Source organism: Ekhidna sp., from assembly GCF_040223195.1.
GTDB lineage: Bacteria > Bacteroidota > Bacteroidia > Cytophagales > Cyclobacteriaceae > Ekhidna.
The window spans coordinates 566,590-584,019 of sequence record NZ_JAVKDX010000022.1; the positions used below are offsets into that span (position 1 = coordinate 566,590).

The following is a 17,430-nucleotide window of genomic DNA, read 5'->3' on the forward strand; positions in this document are numbered from 1 at the left end:
ATAGAAAAGAAACAAAAGATCAAGGCTGTAAATCTCTCACTAAAAAAATGAATTGTCCTTGTACGCAAAACCAAACTCACCCTCCTATTGTCGGGCTCAAACAATGGTTTTGCAAGTGATCTTCATGATTCATTTTTTCTTAACGCTCAGGATTTAAGGCCATTCGAACTTTGATTTGAAATTGGCTAATCCTTCGGATGTGGAATGCTCCCCCCAATCAGTGGTATGGCAAAACAAAGGTCTCCTTGAGGGAAAAGCCACTTCACCCCACCACCAGCTTATACCCATATCCTCGCACATTCACGATCTGAATGGAGGTGTCCTGTGCGAGCTTCTTTCGCAGCTTGCTAATGAAAACATCCATGCTGCGGGCATTGAAGAAGTCGTCATTCCCCCAAAGGGTTTTCAGGATGACCTGACGATCGGTGAGCTCATTCACATTCCTCACCAACGCATCCAGAAGCTGCGCCTCCCGGTGGGTCAGGCGTTCTTCCTGTTTAGTGGGCTTGTGAGTAAGTACCTGCTTCTGGCAGTCGAAGGAGTAATCTCCAACTTCCTGCGCACCTCCCCCAGACTTTGAAATCTTGCGATTGAGCAACGCATGAATACGCACGATCAGCTCTTCCATGCTGAAAGGTTTCTTCAGGTAATCATTGGCACCATACCCAAAGCCTTCCACCACATCCTCAGTGCGGGACTTGGCAGTCAGAAAGATGATCGGCACATATTGATCTCGCTTGCGCAGCTCCTTTACCAGCGAGAAACCATCCAGCTTGGGCATCATTACATCCAGCACCATGATGTCCGGACGGTCCTTTTCATATGCTTGCCTGGCCTCCTCTCCATTGGCACAAAACACCACCTCGAACCCGCGGGACTCAAGACTCTCCCGGATGATCATTCCTAAGGCTGCTTCATCTTCAGCGAGTAATATTTTGGGAGGGTTCGTCATAGTGCCAGCTTAAACAGAGTTTTGTTGGTGTCTACCTCCAGCGTAAGTTGGCCTCCATGAAGCTCAGCAATGGTGCGAGCATAATACAGCCCTATACCAAAACCTTTTACATCGTGGGTGTTTCCGGTAGGTATTCGATAGAGCTTTTCGAAGATCTTCTCCCGCTGGTTTTTAGGAATAGATCCTCCATTATCCTCTACTTCCCAACGCATCTTATCATCCTGCTGCTTCAACCTAACCACAATCTGATCTCCTCCATATTTGATGGCATTGTCCATCAGATTTGAAAGTGAGTTTTCCAGGTGGAATCGATCCAGCATTGCAACATGAGATTCCAGGTTCGTCTCAAATCGTATCTGCTTCTCGTCTTCTACCAGTTGGAAGCGCTCCACAATACTTCGTGTCCAGCCAACCACCTCCAGTTCCTCCTGATTAAGGGTGAGTTTCCCTTTGTCAATGATGGCTGTTTCCAGCATCTTCTCCACCATGTCATTCAGCTTGCGCAGCTGACTATTGGAGAGCTCAAGATATCGTTTGGTTTTATCCTGATCATTGGTCTGATTAAAGTTGGTGACCCCTTCCAGTGCGGAAAAAATAGTGGCGATTGGGGTTTTGAATTCATGAGTGATGTTGCTGATTAGGTCATCCTTGATAGCTGCCAGTTGCTTCTGTGCATTGATGGTCTGATAGAGATGAATCAATGTGCCAATGACCAGGCCGATCAACAGGACTGACAACACCAACTCACTGATGCCATTCCTGAGAATGATCAATGTTGCATTCTCAAAATCAATAGAAATGGTGTTTCGATCTCCAAGATAAGTTGATGTGGCCTCCGCAGAGAGATAGTTATCGCCTTCAATAGAACCAATGGTCGTTTTTCTTCCTTGGATCTCTTGCTTTAGTTTGAAGTTGATATTTAGATTTTTCTGCTCAAGTACTCCTTGCATTGTGGTAAACAGCGTTCCTAAATCCAGCAAATCTTCACTGATGGAGATCATTACCTTTTGTGTCAAAAACTGAAAATCCCTCAACCTACTGGTATCACTCTGTTGAAGGTCTCCCCGCAGTTTGAAGTGCTTTATATTATCCCCATTGCTTGTTTTGAGTACCTCGTTGAGTTTAATTGAATCCGGAAATGATCCCGTGCTGGACCATACATGCCTGAGATTGGAAGATGAAAGCGGTTTACTTCCCTCCATAACTTTGGCAATACTATCCACTTCATCAATCTTGGAAGCATAACCTATGGCCCGTTTGCCTTCAATCAATGAATCAGTACTGGTCAGGATGTAAATACTATTCTTTGCCCTATTGGCAAAATAATCTTCAATGCTTGCATCCAGTGACAGCTTCACATCCTGAATAAACCGCTGCTTGTTTACCTGGTAGTTTTGAATGGTAAAATACACCTGTGCAGCAGTGAGCACCACTGCTGTTATCACAATCAGAAATACTATTTTTCGATACGATTGCTTAGCCACGATACAAATATACGGGGCAGATATGGGGTACTTTCCATCCGTTAACACACGTTAACACTGCTTAACCATCTGTTAGCACTCATTCTCATTGGTTTGCCGGAAACAAAAACACAATGAGAAAAACACTACTTATTCTCTCACTGGTACAAGGCATGCTGGTGGGAATCACCTACCGGGCTATCGGTCAGAAATTTGAAGGAATAGCGTCTTATAAATCCTCCATGAATATTGAGTCCGTCAATATTGCCGGACAGGACATGAGTCCCGAAATGCAGGAGTCTTTACGTAAGCAGATAGCCCAGCAGATGCAACGTGATTATACGCTAACCTTTAACCTGCAGGAGGCCATCTGGAAAGAAGATGCTGCTCTGGAGCCGGAAAGTCCTCCATCCTCAAACGGTGGCATGCAGATTCGCCTCTCCACCGGGAATTCCAAAAGCTATGTAAATCCTGGAAAGAATGAGTTTCTGGAAGAAACTGAAATTTTCGGCAAGAAATTTCTGATCGCCGATGAACTGGAGCCATTCAACTGGAAGATCACCGGTGAGAAAAAGAAAATAGGTGACTACACGGTAATCAAAGCGGAGTTTCTGGACATCAACGAACAGACCACCATCTCTCTGGATAACTCTGAACAGAAAACAGAAACCATGATGGATACCACCTTGATTACTGCCTGGTACACCCCTGAAATTCCGGTATCTCAGGGACCTGCCAACACGTGGGGACTTCCAGGACTTATTCTGGAGCTAAAACAGGGAAATCTTACTTTTCTATGTACGAAAGTAGAGCTCAATCCTGCTACCCCTGTGACGATCGAAAAGCCGGAAAAAGGAAAGCGTGTCTCTCGTGAAGAAGCAGATAAAATTCGTGACGAAAAGATGCAGGAGATGATGAAGAAGTATGATACTGGAGGCGAAGACGGACATACCCGTACAATCAGAATCGGAGGATAAACAGACTCAATTAATGAAAGGACTAATACTAACTCTTCTGAGCCTGATAGCAACTTTTGCTATCCAGGCTCAGGATCATGTGGTGCTACGTGGGCAAACGCGGGATACTACTCTCGCTCCTGTGGCCTTTGCAAACGTTATGGCCATCGATACCACCACCAAGGAGATGAAAGCCTTTGCTGTCACTGACGTGAAAGGAAACTTCCAACTTCGTCTGGCCGCCAATACCGTCTATGAGCTTCAGGTCACCTTTGTCGGGTTTGTCCCGATAAGTCAGCATCTGCAACTTCAGGAATCCCCTGAAAACCCAATGGTCATAATTATGAGGGAGGCGGTAAATGCGCTGGACGAAGTGACGGTGGTAGCAGAAATGCCCGTGCTGGTGAGAGGTGATACTATCTCCTACAAGGCTGAGGCCTTTGCTAAGGGGGATGAACGAAAACTGGAAGATGTACTGGAAGAGTTACCCGGATTTGATATAAAGGAAAATGGTGACATTGAAGTGCAGGGCAAAAGAGTGAGCAAGGTGCTCGTGGACGGAAAGGAATTCTTTGAAGGGGATACCAAGCTGGCCACCAAAAACATTCCTGCAGATGTAGTGGATCGCGTGCAGGTACTTCAAAACTTTAATGATATAGCTCCGATGCAAGGACTAAGGGACGATGATCAGCTGGCGTTGAATATCGAACTAAAAGGGGATAAAAAGCGAATGGTATTTGGTGATATTGAAGCAGGGGGTGGTCCAGAGGAGCGATACTTCGGGCATGCCAATGCGTTCTACTACGCACCAAAAACGAGTGTCAACTTCATCGGGGATGGCAATAACGTTGGCGAGCTTGCGCTTACCATCAATGACTACTTCCGAATGTCTGGAGGAATGTCTTCACTGGCCGCCCGAAACGGGACGGCTTTCAGGGTAAACTCCGGTGATTTTGACATCCCACTTACGGACCGGAACTCTGCCAGCGGGCTAACCAACTATCTGGGTGCTGTGAATTTCACCACACGTCCTTCAGATAAGCTCCAGCTTTCCGGATTTGCCATCGGGTTTGACAATGAGGCATTAATGAGTTCAAACTCACAGCGAACGTATCCTCAGCTGGATGATCAAACTCAAGAGCAACTAACCACAAACTCTTCTGTGGCCAATCAGTCAGGATTGGGTCGGTTTTCGGCACGATACACTCCCAACTACAACCTGCAAGTGGATTACAGCTTTTTTGGGAAACGGGGCTCAGTGGATCAGGGAATGCTAAGAAACTCGCAGCTACTCTCCGGTGATAATAGACTCGAGGAAGGTAGTGAGCGAAAACCTCAAAGTCAGAATCATCAGCTGCGTATGTTCAATGCCTTGAATGAACGAAACATCATCTCTGCTGAAGTAAGCTACAATGAAGAACAAAACATTGCCGGTCAGCAGCTATCCAGTGAGCAGGCCTTGTTCAGTTCGTATTTGAGTTCGTCATCTCCTATTCTCAACTTAAACCAGAATCAGGACCTCCATTCCACCCGTTTCGATGGGGCCTTCAACTATTATTACATCTTCAATAAGACTACTCACTTCAATGTGGCTGTAGGAATCAACTCTTCTCAGCAGTCGCTTATTTCCAGGCTTTCAGATGGGCAGGAGGATTTTTCAAACCTAAATCAGGAACTGGATATCACAAACAGATATGCACGCCTGCAATACAAGAAAAAGTGGAACCGGCTGACGGTAAGTCCGGGTGTGAGTCTCAATAGCTACTCCATCAAAAATGGAAGTGAGTCCACCGATAATACTCAGTACGCTTTCCCTCAATTGAGAGCTTCTTATGAATTTGGAAGCTCACACGAGCTTGAAGTGGATTATCGCCAATCGATTGAATACAATGAGGTGGGAGCCTATGCTGAAGGCTTTGTCATGCTGCGATACAATACACTTGCTTTTGGCAATGCCGGCCTGAATCCTGCCGTCTACCATACTGCCAATGTGAGCTATCGCAACTTCAACATGTACAACTTCTTCAACATCCATTCCGGTATCAACTTCAGGTACATCAAAGACGGCTTCACCAATAATCAGCAGCTGTCGGGGGTGGAGAACGTACTTACGCCCGTCAATGCGCTAAATGCTAACAGAATTGTTAGTGGTTATGTGAACCTCGAAAAACGATTCGATCACTTCAGAATCAGCGGAGAGATTAATCTTTCTCAAACGGTACTGAACAACCAGATCGAGGGTCAGCTAATTGAGAATGACAACTTCACTCAGCAGTATCAACTGAATATGTCGGCCAGGCTATTCAAAAAGCTATCGGTAAGGACGGGATACTCGGTTAGTGCCAACAGGTATTCGTCCGGATCATTAGTGAGCAAGTTTATAAACTATCGCCCCAATGTAGGGACCGCCCTGAAAATCAAAAGCTGGCGATTGGATACCGAATATGCTTTCAACAAGTATCTTAATAAGAACCAGAATCAGGAAACTTCCTTTGATGTACTCGATGCTACGCTGAGCTACCGAAAAGGGAAGAGTCCGTGGGAGTTTAAGCTTCAGGGGTTGAATCTGCTGGACACCAGATCAGTGCGAAGAGACAGCTTTACTGATAACCTGATCAGCACGTATGCTTATGCGATACAGCAGAGATATGGGCTGTTCACGGTGAAGTACGACTTGTAAGTTTAAAACGGTGATATAAAAAACCCTGATCATCCTCATGATCAGGGCATCTATCACCAACCAGCTAAACGCCGCGCATTCGCAGCGAATAATTGTTGATGGATATACGACGCGTTTTATTCAATTGGATTTCGGGGTTTAATAAAAATTATTCTGGTTTCTCCCGAATGGCATCCTCTGTGAACCTCCTGCCTAGCCCTTTCACGGCAGACACGCAGAAAAATCCCACTACCTGCTCTCCATCTTCGGAAACAATATTAGACTCCACATTAGCAAGGCTGGAAGCAAACAACTCACCAAAACCACCGGGGCGGTCTGTCTGCTCGATAACCTGCACCCAGAAGAACCAGGCTTCTGGCGTGATGGAGTTGATTTCCACGTAAATACTATCTTCTCCCGGTTCTACAAAAGGTGGAATGAACTCGTCATTCTCATCCAGATCAAATGGATTTATACCATCCCGAATTGGCTGAATGAAGGTGAGGCCATCTGCATTTCCATCAGGAGAAAAAGCCCCATCATAGGAAATATTGATCTCTGTGGGTCTGTTAGAGTACACTCCATTTTTCCAGCTCTTGATCCAGTATGCATCGCCCATGCCTTCAAAATCCCGTGCCCAGAACTCCGCATAGTAGGAATCGTCATCTCCGAAGCGGCCTTCTTCAAATCGCCAGGTAATGCTGTCAATTTCAGGCACTCGTCCCATCTTGCTCACTGAGCCGTACTGTTTTCCATCGATGAGAACATCCAGAAAATACGTTTGGCCAACGGTACCAAAGGAATCCGCAGCATTGGCTGGAAGCCAGCTGTAGACCCCCGGACTTTCTTCATTGAAAGGAAATATGGTTCCCTCACCATCTACAACAGCCACAGAAGCACCGGATATTCCCTCCGGCTCTGTCCCATCAAAGTAGGTATTGGTTCGTGTAATTCGGATCGTCTGCTTTTCCGCTTTGCGGTAAATCCACGCATCAAAGGCTATCACAGGCTCTGCATTGGGGAGCTCCACATTGATATCATCCTCGCATGCCAGAATGGATAAGCCTAAAAATATGATCAATAATTTTTTCATGACTAAAACTTGAAATTGTAGGTGATGGATGGAATAAACGAAGCGAAAATGGATACTTGGGTAGCCCGTGTATCAGCCAGTGCTCCCGCATCTACACGATCCTGCCCCTGCCAGAAGTAGATCGAGAATGGGTTGGCCCGGTTGTAAATGTTATAAACCGTGAACACCAGCTCATCCCTGTTTTTACGAGGTGATCCATCCTTTCGAATGGCTCTGCCCTTTTTCGTCACAGAAAAATCCAGACGGTGGTAATCCGGCAGTCGTACATTGTTTCTGGAGTCGTTGGAGTTGTGAGGGATGGTAATCCCCTGCACCTCGTATCGATGCGTTGGGAAAGTAGTTGGTGTACCGCTCAGATATGAGAAAGTAGAGGATATCGACCAGCGATCATTAAATTCATAGAAGGCAGTGACCTTGAAATTGTGCGTCTGATCATACCGTGTTGGGTACCAATCCCCTTGATTGATACCTGTAGTCTGAAGTTCGGTCCGTCCAAGCGTATAGCTCACCCAGCCATTCAGCCTTCCGGTTAGCTTTTTCACATAAAGCTCCATTCCGTATGCCCTCCCAATCCCTGCCAGAAGGTCTGCCTCAAGTGCCTCATTGATAAGTAGATCGGCTCCATTGATATACTCCAACTGTCGATCTGTTTCACGATAATAAAACTCGACGGAGGTCTCATATTTGTTGTTGTTCAGATTCTTGAAAAGTCCCATGGCCCACTGCTGCCCAACCTGTGGCTTCAGGTTATTGGAGCTTGGTGTCCACACATCCAGTGGGTTGGAAGCGGTGGTATTTGAGATTAGGTGGATGTACTGTAGCATACGATTGTAGCTTGCCTTCACCGAGGTGGATCGGTTGATCTGGTAGCGCAATGACAGGCGAGGCTCCCAGCCGTGGTGGGTGGCAATAGTCTCGCCTTTATCCACTTCTATGATGTCTTCAATGGGTCGTCTCCTACCCGGGATGGTATCCCCCAGGATAAATTTGTTGCCCTCTCCAATCAATGCAAAGTAGGAGAACCGCAGGCCGTATTGCAGCGATAGCTTATCGTTGATCTTCTGATCATTGTTTATGTATACGGCAGACTCGATCGCCTTGCGGTCCGGCAGGCTCAGATCGATCACATCCCCGTCACTGACTCCTGTCGCTCTGGCGGGCTCAAACGTATAGCTGAAAACCTCTCCGCCGAAAGTGAGCTCATTGCGCTGGTCAATGAAGTAGGTAAACTGCGGCTTGAGGGCTAAAGTATTTATGTCAGAATTCCATTTGAACTTATCGCGCGAGGTATCGCCAAATTCCAGGTTGTATTCATAGTCGCTGAAAAAGAAGGTGAAGTTGGAAAACAGGCGATCGTTGAAGAGATGATTCCATCGCACCGTAGCAGTCCGGTTTCCCCAGCTAAAGCCCTGCTGCGCATCAAACTTGAAATTGTCCTGTCCAAAATAGCCCGACAGGAAAATCTGGTTTTTATCTGAAAACTCATAGTTTGTTTTTAGCGTGAGGTCATAGAAATTGAGTGCTGCTCCATTGCGGAGCTCCTCTACAAAAGGCCTGGCCAGGATATCGGCATATGACCTTCTGGCCGCTATGATGAAAGAGGACTTTTCTTTTTTGATAGGCGCCTCCACCGCAATGCGGCTGAAGACCGTCCCAATTCCTCCGTTTACTTCCAGCTCTTTATTGTTTCCTTCCTTCATGCGGATATCGAGGATGGATGCTAGCCGTCCCCCAAACTGCGCCGGGATGGCTCCCTTGTAGAGTTTCATATCCTTTACTGCGTCTGGATTGAAAACAGAGAAGAAGCCCAGCAAGTGTGAAGAGTTGTAAACCGGCGCTTCATCCAGCAAAATCAGGTTTTGCCCCACACTACCACCCCGAACATTGAAGCCGGAAGCACCTTCCCCCACCGAGGAAACACCTGGTAGCAGCTGAAGGCTTTTGATGATATCCACCTCGCCAAGAATGGCCGGCATCTTTCTGACCGTCTGGATATCAATTTCAGCAACGCTCATTTCCGTGGAAGTCACATTTTCATCTTCTGCCCTAGCTGTCACCACCACTTCCTGCAGCTGTGTCTGCTCCTCGCCCAGCTCCACATCCACCCTCATGTTTTGGGAGAGGGAAATATCCTTTGCTTGCGTAACAAAACCAAGGTATCGAAACTCAATGGTATAGTTGCCAGGCGGCAGGGTGATAGAGTAAAATCCATACACGTTGGTGATGTTACCCGTACCCAACTCCTGGATTAAAACTGTAGCACCGATCAGTGCTTCTCCGTTCGCCGCATCCTTGACATACCCATTAACAGTATACTTTTCCTGTGCAGAAATGAGCAAAGGAATAGCGGCGAGTAGCAATAAAAACTTTCTCAATTTTGGTGATTATTTAAGTGATAGACCTTCCGAAAGACGTACCAGACGCCAAATAGTTTCGGAGTTAACAAACACTTAATGTAAAATGATGGTAAAAGGTTGCTTGCCCCTATTGAATGGCAGCCAAAGCCTTCTCATAATTAGGCTCCTGACCTATCTCCGGCACCAGCTCGGTATACTGGACGGTACCTTGCTCATTTACCACTACGATTGCCCTGGCATTTAGCCCCTTAAAAGCTCCGTCAAAGATTTCAACCCCGTAGTTCTTGCCAAAATTTCCTCCATCCCTGAAGTTGGTGAGGTTGTCCAGATTATCAATCCCTTCGGCATCACAATAGCGCTTCAGTGCAAACGGCAGGTCTTTGGATATGCAGACAATACGTGTATTCTCAAGCTTGGAAGCCTCCTGATTAAACTTTTTGGTAGACATGGCACACACACCTGTGTCAATGCTGGGATAGATATTGAGAATGACTTTCTGCCCATGATAACTAGCCAGGGTTTTTTCCTGCATGTCTTTGCTAACAAGGGTGAAGTCCGGTGCGGCACTTCCTACCGCCGGCAGGTCCCCAATGGTGTTTGTTTCGGTTCCGCCTAATGTGATTTTAGCCATAGTTGTATGTTTTAAAGGGTGTAATTAAATAATCTATTGGAATGTCCCAGTCCTCCCGCTGAAGTATTTTATCCACCGGAGGCGACAAGCATAACCCAACTTTGAGTGCTTTTGTTTCCCTTAGCAACCGATCATAGTAGCCTCCTCCGTACCCGATGCGGTGACCCTTCCTATCAGATACCAGCAAGGGCACCAAAATAAGATCTGCCTGTTCGATGGAAACAGCCGCTGCATCTTCCGGCTCTGGGATTCCCATCCTGTTTTCTTTCAGCTTGGTTGCAGGCGTTAAGTTATAGTGGTGCATTTTCTTCGATTGAAAATCTGTTTTTGATACCATCATCCCAATATCACGTTCCCAAAACCAATTTAAGAAGAATGAAATATCTGGTTCCCTATTTTTCTTCATTGCCAAAAAGGTGTGGATTTTTTTAGGCCTTTTTGAATCAACCAGTTCCTGAAGTCGCTGAAAAAGTCGCTCGTTTCGTTCGGCATAGACACCCTCATCCAGCAGCTGACGGTACTGCAGTATGGTCTTGCGAAAGAGTGACTTGGTGATCATGGTTCGCGGGAGTACGTGTAATGACCTATGATCTTGTAATCGAACAACACATCCTCTATCACCTGTCCTCCACCGATGTTGTGAACGACCATGTTTCGCTTGCCGTCCCCAGATTTCTCCTCCACCAGGATCCCTATGTGGGTAATCGCCCCGCCCAGGTTCCAGCATACAATGTCTCCTGCTTCATAATCCTCCGGATCGGTAGTGATGGGTTTCTCCTCCCCGAATCGGGAAAAAAAGGTCATCAGGTTGGGGACTCTCCGGTGATCGATGTTAGTGTCGGGCCTGGACAACCCCCAGATAGTGGGATACTCGGAGAAGTTTTCCTTCATGTCTTCATGCACCTCTTTCTGCAGGTCTATTCCAAGTTTGCGGTAGGCACGGATCACCACGTCGGTGCAGACTCCCTTCCCTTCCGGTACATCGCCGTTGGGGTAGCTGATGGAAAAATAGGAAGGGTCATAGACTACCTGGTCATTGGTTAATTGGATTGCTACGCTTGATAGTTTTTGGCCAAAAGATTGAGCGAGACAACCTTCAGCCACCAAAATGAAAACCAAGCAAGCAAATTTTCTTTTCATAATTACAAGTTACCCTGCCCAGCCTTCCCGATCAAGACTTCTGTATTGGATGGCTTCAGCCAGGTGCTCGATGGAAATGTCATTGGTCCCTGCCAAATCTGCAATTGTTCTGGATACCCGCAGGATTCGATCATAAGCTCTGGCAGAAAGTCCCAGCCGCTCCATTGCTGTTTTTAGCAGCGCTTTTCCTGCTTCATTAATCTGGCAAACTTCTTTGACCATGTTGGAGCTCATCATGGCATTATTAAACACTCCCGGCTGTTCTTTGAATCGAGTGGCTTGCACCTCTCTGGCTTTGATCACTCTATCCCTTATTTCTGAACTTGATTCCGTCTTCCTATTCTCTGTCATCTGGTCAAAGGAGACGGGGGTTACCTCCACGTGCAGGTCTATGCGGTCCAGCAGCGGCCCGCTGATGCGGTTGAGGTAGCGCTGCACCACCCCGGGTGCGCACACGCACTCCTTCTCTGGATGATTATAGTATCCACACGGGCATGGGTTCATGCTGGCAATCAGCATAAAATTGGAAGGGTAATCTAGAGAAACCTTTGCTCGGGAGATCGTCACTTTTCTTTCCTCAAGTGGCTGGCGCATCACCTCCAGCACCGTGCGTTTAAACTCTGGCAACTCATCCAGAAAAAGCACACCATTGTTTGCCAGGGAAATCTCTCCCGGTTGAGGGATTCCTCCCCCACCTACTAGCGCCACATCAGAAATGGTGTGGTGTGGCTGACGAAAGGGTCGGTGCGAGATGAGCTTGGCATCCGTACCCAGCTTACCAGCTACTGAATGGATTTTGGTTGTTTCCAAAGCTTCATGCAGGGTCAAAGGTGGAAGGATAGAAGGAAGCCTTTTCGCCAGCATCGTTTTCCCGGCTCCCGGTGGGCCAATCATGATTACATTGTGGCCACCGGCAGCAGCAATTTCCATAGCTCGCTTAATGTTTTCCTGCCCTTGCACATCGGCAAAATCGGAAGCATAAGTATCCAGTTGGCTAAAGAATATATCTCTGGTATCATAGGCAACAGGTTGAATGACCTCCTCGCCCTCGAGATGAAGGATCGCCTCCTTGATTGTTGAAACCCCAATGACATCCAGCCCATCCACAATGGCCGCCTCAGAGGCATTTTCCTTTGGCAGAATGAATCCTTTAAAGCCGTTTTTTCGCGCTTCTATTGCAATGGGCAAAGCTCCTTTGATTGGCCTTAAATCTCCATCAAGTGCCAACTCCCCCATGATCACATAGTCCTCTAAATCTTCTGCGATCATCTGCTCAGAAGCTTTCAAAATCCCTAGAGCAATTGGAAGGTCATAAGCAGATCCCTCTTTTCTAATATCTGCAGGAGCTAGGTTGACGACCACCTTCTGCCTGGGCATTTTATAGCCAAAATGCTTAATAGCTGATTCCACCCGTTGCTCACTTTCCTTCACAGCAGAGTCTGGCAAGCCTACCATAAAAAACTTGGTGCCTTGTCCCACATTTACCTCTACCGTGATTTTGTAAGCATCCACACCATAAACGGCGCTACCATAGGTTTTTGCAAGCATTGTCGGTCATTTTCTGAGCTTAAATAATTCTCCTAAGATAGGAATTACCGAGATACAAAAAAGACTATATGACCGTGTTGTGAAATTTAGCTAGTCTTCATCCTCATCACCTTTGTCCGCATCATCCAATGAAATGTCGTCCAGATTTGCTTGTGATTTATCGTAAAGCTTAGCTTTTAGCCCGGTGACCTCTGATTTCAGGTCTTCTATATCCCCTTTGATGTTTCGAATCCTAAGTTGCTGCATTACATATTCGATCATCATCAGAATGGAGAGGAAGAAGAAAAGGCCCATTACATATCGCGGAAACTTAATGTAAGAGGACAGCTTAATTTTTGACAAATACTGCTCCGTATTTAACATGATATCCACAGAAAAGTACATGATGACCAGGGCGATCACGACATATATAATGTGGAAAATGAGTTTGAACCTTTTCATGTGTATGCTATTTGTTTTTTTATGGCACACATGGAATGTCCAACTACATATACACCCCTTAGCCTAGTTAATTGTATGGACATTTCATAGAGTCTCTAGTGAGGCCGAAAGTTATGAAACTTTTAAAGTAATCTGTAAGGATATTTTTCATGTGGCAAATTAGTACTGTAACCGCTGTGAATCGGAATCACCTTACTAAAACAGATGCCTCCTTGCCGGCATATTCCATCGAAGTGAAAACCCCAAGACGGAAGCAGAAGTATCGATGATGCCGTTGGTGTCCGATTCCTTCCTTAAGGTTACATCAGCATCCAAAAAGAGGTTGTGCCTGGCCATATAAGTTGCCCGAAAAAAAAACATCGTTAAATCAGTCTTATTTCCCTGAAGGTGAGTATTCCCATATTCTAAATTTCCCCCATTTCCATCGGGGCGTCTCACAAGGTAGTCCTTGAGGATGTCCCGTCCATAATTCACCTCTCCGATATCATTTCCATAGCTGGCACGCATCAGTATACCTTCAAAACTCCACTGATCGCTGAGGCGGTAATTTGCTCTCCCGATATATTCAGTGAAGTTGGCTCCAAGTGGATGCGCCATGGAAAGATTGTAATGGCTGTAATTGGTAAATCCATCCTCATGCGCATACATATAGGGCCTCACACGGTTGATCTCGGCCTGCACAATCAGATTTTCCAATCCAAATGGATCCACATATTTTGCTCCAAGCTGAAAGCCCTGCTTATTGCCCCACCAGCCATCCTTGGCTAGTACCTCCTTGATGATCATCTCATCAATGACCAACTGACCATATAGGGAAACGCGATTCTTAATATTCCATTTAAAGTCCAACCCGATCAAAGCATTGTCTTCACTGCCATTTTGCTGCTCCACCGCCCGGTAGAAGATGATGGGATTGAGATACTCTACTTTTAATCCTCCGGAGGAATCTCCGTACATCACAGACTCAAACAAACCAATGTGGAGATTTGGTCTGATCTTCATGTTGAGGTGGTGAAAAGCCATGTATTTTTTTTCAAATCCGCCAGCCCCCTCCAGTCCGAAGGTTCCTCCCCTCACCCCGGCAATCAACTCAGCAAAGACATTGGTGTAGTCAAAAACCTTCGTTGTTGTATTGATTCTTAGGTATGGGTAATTGTTTGAGTAATCCGATAAAATCAGGGATCGCACTCCATTCCCGACAAAGTGTTTCCCAAAACCAAGTTGGGCTGAGATGCTTTTTGTAAACCCGAAATCTACATAGCCTTGAGCACGGAAGAAATCAACCCCTGTAGTAGCGTATTGCTTCCAAAATCCTTCATAGGGCACCACCAGCGTACTGTCTCGCACATTGTTTACATATTCAGGATAGCGAGCCTGGTTTTCTGTCAGCATGGTGTAGAAAGCCACCTTCTTGTCTATTCGTCCCCGAATCTCAGCACCCCGGCTGTTCACAAAAGCGGATCCAATTGCATCATTCGTTTTTCCGAAGGAAAACTGCAGCACCGGATTTACATGAAGCTCAAGGTTGTCATCTTCATAATAAATCAGATCAGCCGGATAGGTAAAAAACCTGCCAAGGATGGGGATTCGGGACCTGGATGAATCTGAAGTGTATTCCCGAAGTTCTTTACTCATATAAAGGCCTCCATCATTACCTATCAAGTCATAAACTGATGCACGTGAAATCGGCTTTAGGGTGGTGCTGAATCCTTGCTGCGACCTGATTTCCTCTAGTTCTATCACTTGATAGGCCGGGTGACCCAGGGTAAAATCAGTAGATTGCGCCGATAAAAGACTGGCACTGAGAAGACTAAGGATGAAGAAAGTTTTTCTCATAAATCAAACATATTCCATTTTAGTTGAACAAATGGGTTTGAAGAAGATAAAATAATTTCTATCTTTGCCATCCTTTTTGAAAAAGAGATAGATAGCGATGAAAAAAGACATACATCCAGAGTACAAAGAAGTTGTTTTCCTTGACACCACAAGTGATTTCAAATTTCTTACGAAATCAACAATGACTTCTAAGGAGACCATCAAGTGGGAAGACGGGAATGAGTACCCTGTAATCAAAGTAGAGGTGAGCTCAGCTTCACACCCATTCTACACCGGAAAGAAAATCTTTTTGGATACTGCTGGTCGGGTGGAAAAATTCAACAGAAAGTACAAGAAGAAGTAATACTCTTCGAGAAAGAAATGCTAAAGTCTTCTGAATATCCAGAAGACTTTTTTTATGCCCACTTTCACAGTGAATTCGCAAATTCTGACGGAGACATCACACTTATGGAACTGTGTTTATAATCTTTTGTATTCCGAGTTACTATCGTGTCAACTTTATCAGATACTTCTGCCGCATAATTCTGTAGGGCATCCTCAAAATCAGCAAAATCTGAGTTCATCGATTTGATAATTGCCGCCTTGTCAATATTGATAACATCAAGAAAACCTATAAGCTTAGATAGTTGCTTAATTACATCAATATGAGAATTCTCCTTGCGTAGAACATAATACGTATTGGCGAGGATTAGTGCGGTTATAAAGCCCCTTTGTGTTCCATCTTCGCATGACTGCAAAACCACTCGCGAATCATTCACAAAAGGCTCCCGGTATGTTAATACATCAATTATTATATCGGAATCAACTAATATCCCCATTTTTTCTTTTGAGTCGTTCATCCCTCATTTCCGTCAATTCCTTTTTGTAGTCAACACTTACATCGCCCGGAAGTCTTAGTCGGCCAAGCATTGAGCTGACTATTGGGTATTCATTTTTGTTATTCTTCCTTTCTTTAGAGGATAGCGACTTCAAATAGTTCTCGACTATGCTGGAAAGGCTCCTGTCGTGCTCTTTGGCATACTTCTTTGCCTTGTCAATGGTTTCCTTATCTACTGTCAATGTAAGCTTAGTTGTCATACGTCCGATTTTCATCAAAAATATACGTGTAATTTACTGAAAAGATTTCTCAATTGCTTATCTCATTTGCCAAAACAAGCTAAGTTTGATCCATGCAAATCACCTTCATTGATACCGAAGAAAGCTGGAAACAAATGCTGCCGATGAGCTACACCCGCGCGGTGGGCGAAGTTCGGGTAGGTATTTTGAAAGTGTATGAAAAGTGGTGCAAGCGGCTGGATAGCAATGAAGCTTTTTTCAGAACGCAGGATTACCTGTCTGAGCTTTTCCCTGCACCGACAAACAAGAGCCTGACTATCCTGGGAAATATCTTGCCCAATGAGGGGCTAGCTAAACAAATCAAAACACTTTCAGAAAATCAATGCATAACCCATGAAGGTCGGCTGATAGCAGGGTATTATGATGCAAATGAAGCATTTGAAATCGGAGGGAGAGAACAGATAGCAGAATCCAACCTAAATCAGGTTTTGCATCCATGGGACATTTTCCGGTTCAATGGTGAAGAAATCCGCAAGGATTTTGAGCTCCTCACCCAGGGTCAAAAATCTCAACCACTGGATGACCCCCATACCAAAACCTATGGCAATCAAATCTTTCTGGACGAAGGTGCAAAAGTCAAAGCTGCTATATTGAATGCGGAAAACGGACCGATCTACATCGGGAAAGATGCGGAAGTTCAGGAAGGCGCCTTGATCCGAGGGCCATTTGCGCTGTGCGATCATTCTGTGGTTAACATGGGATCGAAGATCAAAGGTGACACCACCATTGGCCCATATTCCAAAGTGGGAGGTGAAGTTTCCAACTCTGTCATTTTTGGCTTCTCAAACAAAGGCCATGAAGGATTTCTTGGAAACTCAGTACTCGGTGAGTGGTGCAATCTTGGGGCCGACACCAACAACTCAAATCTAAAAAACAACTATGCCAATGTGAAGATGTGGGACTTTGCTTCCGGCAGATTCAAGGATACCGGCCTTCAGTTTTGTGGCCTGATCATGGGGGATCACTCCAAGTCAGGCATCAACACCATGTTTAATACCGGCACCACCGTTGGCGTTTCCTCCAATATCTTTGGAGATGGATTTCCACGTGCCATCGTCCCTTCATTTGCGTGGGGTGGCGCGTCAGGATTCACAACCTACCAAACTCAAAAAGCTTTTGAAACGGCGGAACTGGTGATGGCCCGACGAAACAAAGAACTTACCGAAGCGGACAAAGCAATGCTTTCTCATATCTTTGAGATGACAGCCGAAAATCGGGTGTGGGAGAAGAAATAACAG

General features: G+C 45.7%; 16 protein-coding genes. 4 read left to right on the forward strand and 12 right to left on the reverse strand.

Going from position 1 to position 17,430, the window contains the following annotated elements:
* Positions 1-262: 262 nt before the first annotated feature.
* Together RLN88_RS16270 and RLN88_RS16275 are read right to left on the reverse strand one after the other, a co-directional pair.
* On the reverse strand, positions 263-952 hold the full coding sequence (locus tag RLN88_RS16270) for a response regulator transcription factor (RefSeq protein ID WP_350222474.1): 690 nt from the start codon (positions 950-952) through the stop codon (positions 263-265).
* Positions 949-2,436, reverse strand: a complete 1,488-nt coding sequence (locus RLN88_RS16275; RefSeq protein ID WP_350222475.1) for a sensor histidine kinase — start codon at positions 2,434-2,436, stop codon at positions 949-951. Before RLN88_RS16275 ends, RLN88_RS16270 begins: the two co-directional genes overlap by 4 nt.
* A gap of 113 nt (positions 2,437-2,549) precedes the next feature.
* Here RLN88_RS16275 and RLN88_RS16280 point away from each other — a divergent pair, with 113 nt between their 5' ends.
* Together RLN88_RS16280 and RLN88_RS16285 are read left to right on the forward strand one after the other, a co-directional pair.
* The gene (locus RLN88_RS16280; RefSeq protein WP_350222476.1) at positions 2,550-3,392 is read left to right on the forward strand and encodes a GLPGLI family protein; all 843 of its coding nucleotides are present in this window, start codon (positions 2,550-2,552) and stop codon (positions 3,390-3,392) included.
* A 13-nt stretch (positions 3,393-3,405) separates the two neighbouring features.
* On the forward strand, positions 3,406-6,051 hold the full coding sequence (locus RLN88_RS16285; RefSeq protein ID WP_350222477.1) for a carboxypeptidase-like regulatory domain-containing protein: 2,646 nt from the start codon (positions 3,406-3,408) through the stop codon (positions 6,049-6,051).
* A gap of 148 nt (positions 6,052-6,199) precedes the next feature.
* Here RLN88_RS16285 and RLN88_RS16290 read toward each other — a convergent pair whose 3' ends face one another.
* From RLN88_RS16290 to RLN88_RS16325, 8 genes are all read right to left on the reverse strand, one after another.
* Positions 6,200-7,123, reverse strand: coding sequence for a DUF4249 domain-containing protein (locus tag RLN88_RS16290; protein ID WP_350222478.1), 924 nt, complete (start codon positions 7,121-7,123; stop codon positions 6,200-6,202).
* Between the two features lie 2 nt (positions 7,124-7,125).
* A complete protein-coding gene (locus tag RLN88_RS16295) occupies positions 7,126-9,498 on the reverse strand; it encodes a TonB-dependent receptor (RefSeq protein ID WP_350222479.1) in 2,373 nt (790 codons plus the stop codon).
* A 109-nt stretch (positions 9,499-9,607) separates the two neighbouring features.
* A complete protein-coding gene (gene tpx / locus RLN88_RS16300) occupies positions 9,608-10,111 on the reverse strand; it encodes a thiol peroxidase (protein WP_350222480.1) in 504 nt (167 codons plus the stop codon).
* A complete protein-coding gene (locus RLN88_RS16305) occupies positions 10,104-10,670 on the reverse strand; it encodes a 5-formyltetrahydrofolate cyclo-ligase (RefSeq protein WP_350222481.1) in 567 nt (188 codons plus the stop codon). Before RLN88_RS16305 ends, tpx begins: the two co-directional genes overlap by 8 nt.
* Positions 10,667-11,251 carry a DUF1287 domain-containing protein gene (locus tag RLN88_RS16310; protein ID WP_350222482.1) on the reverse strand — a complete coding sequence of 195 codons (585 nt, stop codon included), beginning with the start codon at positions 11,249-11,251 and terminating at the stop codon, positions 10,667-10,669. The genes RLN88_RS16305 and RLN88_RS16310 overlap by 4 nt, the downstream gene beginning before the upstream one ends.
* 9 nt (positions 11,252-11,260) lie before the next feature.
* Positions 11,261-12,799, reverse strand: a complete 1,539-nt coding sequence (locus tag RLN88_RS16315; protein ID WP_350222483.1) for a YifB family Mg chelatase-like AAA ATPase — start codon at positions 12,797-12,799, stop codon at positions 11,261-11,263.
* Positions 12,800-12,889: 90 nt separating this feature from the next.
* Positions 12,890-13,240: a hypothetical protein gene (locus RLN88_RS16320; RefSeq protein ID WP_350222484.1), complete on the reverse strand. Its 351-nt coding sequence runs from the start codon at positions 13,238-13,240 to the stop codon at positions 12,890-12,892.
* 195 nt (positions 13,241-13,435) lie between these two features.
* Positions 13,436-15,076: a hypothetical protein gene (locus RLN88_RS16325; RefSeq protein WP_350222485.1), complete on the reverse strand. Its 1,641-nt coding sequence runs from the start codon at positions 15,074-15,076 to the stop codon at positions 13,436-13,438.
* 97 nt (positions 15,077-15,173) lie between these two features.
* Here RLN88_RS16325 and RLN88_RS16330 point away from each other — a divergent pair, with 97 nt between their 5' ends.
* Entirely contained in the window at positions 15,174-15,419 is a 246-nt protein-coding gene (locus RLN88_RS16330) for a type B 50S ribosomal protein L31 (RefSeq protein ID WP_350222486.1), read from the forward strand.
* Positions 15,420-15,483: 64 nt separating this feature from the next.
* Here the strand turns inward: RLN88_RS16330 and RLN88_RS16335 are convergent, their stop codons facing one another.
* Positions 15,484-15,915: a PIN domain-containing protein gene (locus tag RLN88_RS16335; RefSeq protein ID WP_350222487.1), complete on the reverse strand. Its 432-nt coding sequence runs from the start codon at positions 15,913-15,915 to the stop codon at positions 15,484-15,486.
* Positions 15,878-16,153 (reverse strand): DUF6364 family protein, encoded by a 276-nt coding sequence (locus RLN88_RS16340; RefSeq protein ID WP_350222488.1) that lies wholly within the window; start codon positions 16,151-16,153, stop codon positions 15,878-15,880. The genes RLN88_RS16335 and RLN88_RS16340 overlap by 38 nt, the downstream gene beginning before the upstream one ends.
* Before the next feature lie 92 nt (positions 16,154-16,245).
* On the opposite strand from RLN88_RS16340, the gene RLN88_RS16345 reads away from it, so the two are divergent.
* Positions 16,246-17,427: a GlmU family protein gene (locus tag RLN88_RS16345; RefSeq protein ID WP_350222489.1), complete on the forward strand. Its 1,182-nt coding sequence runs from the start codon at positions 16,246-16,248 to the stop codon at positions 17,425-17,427.
* Positions 17,428-17,430: the final 3 nt, after the last annotated feature.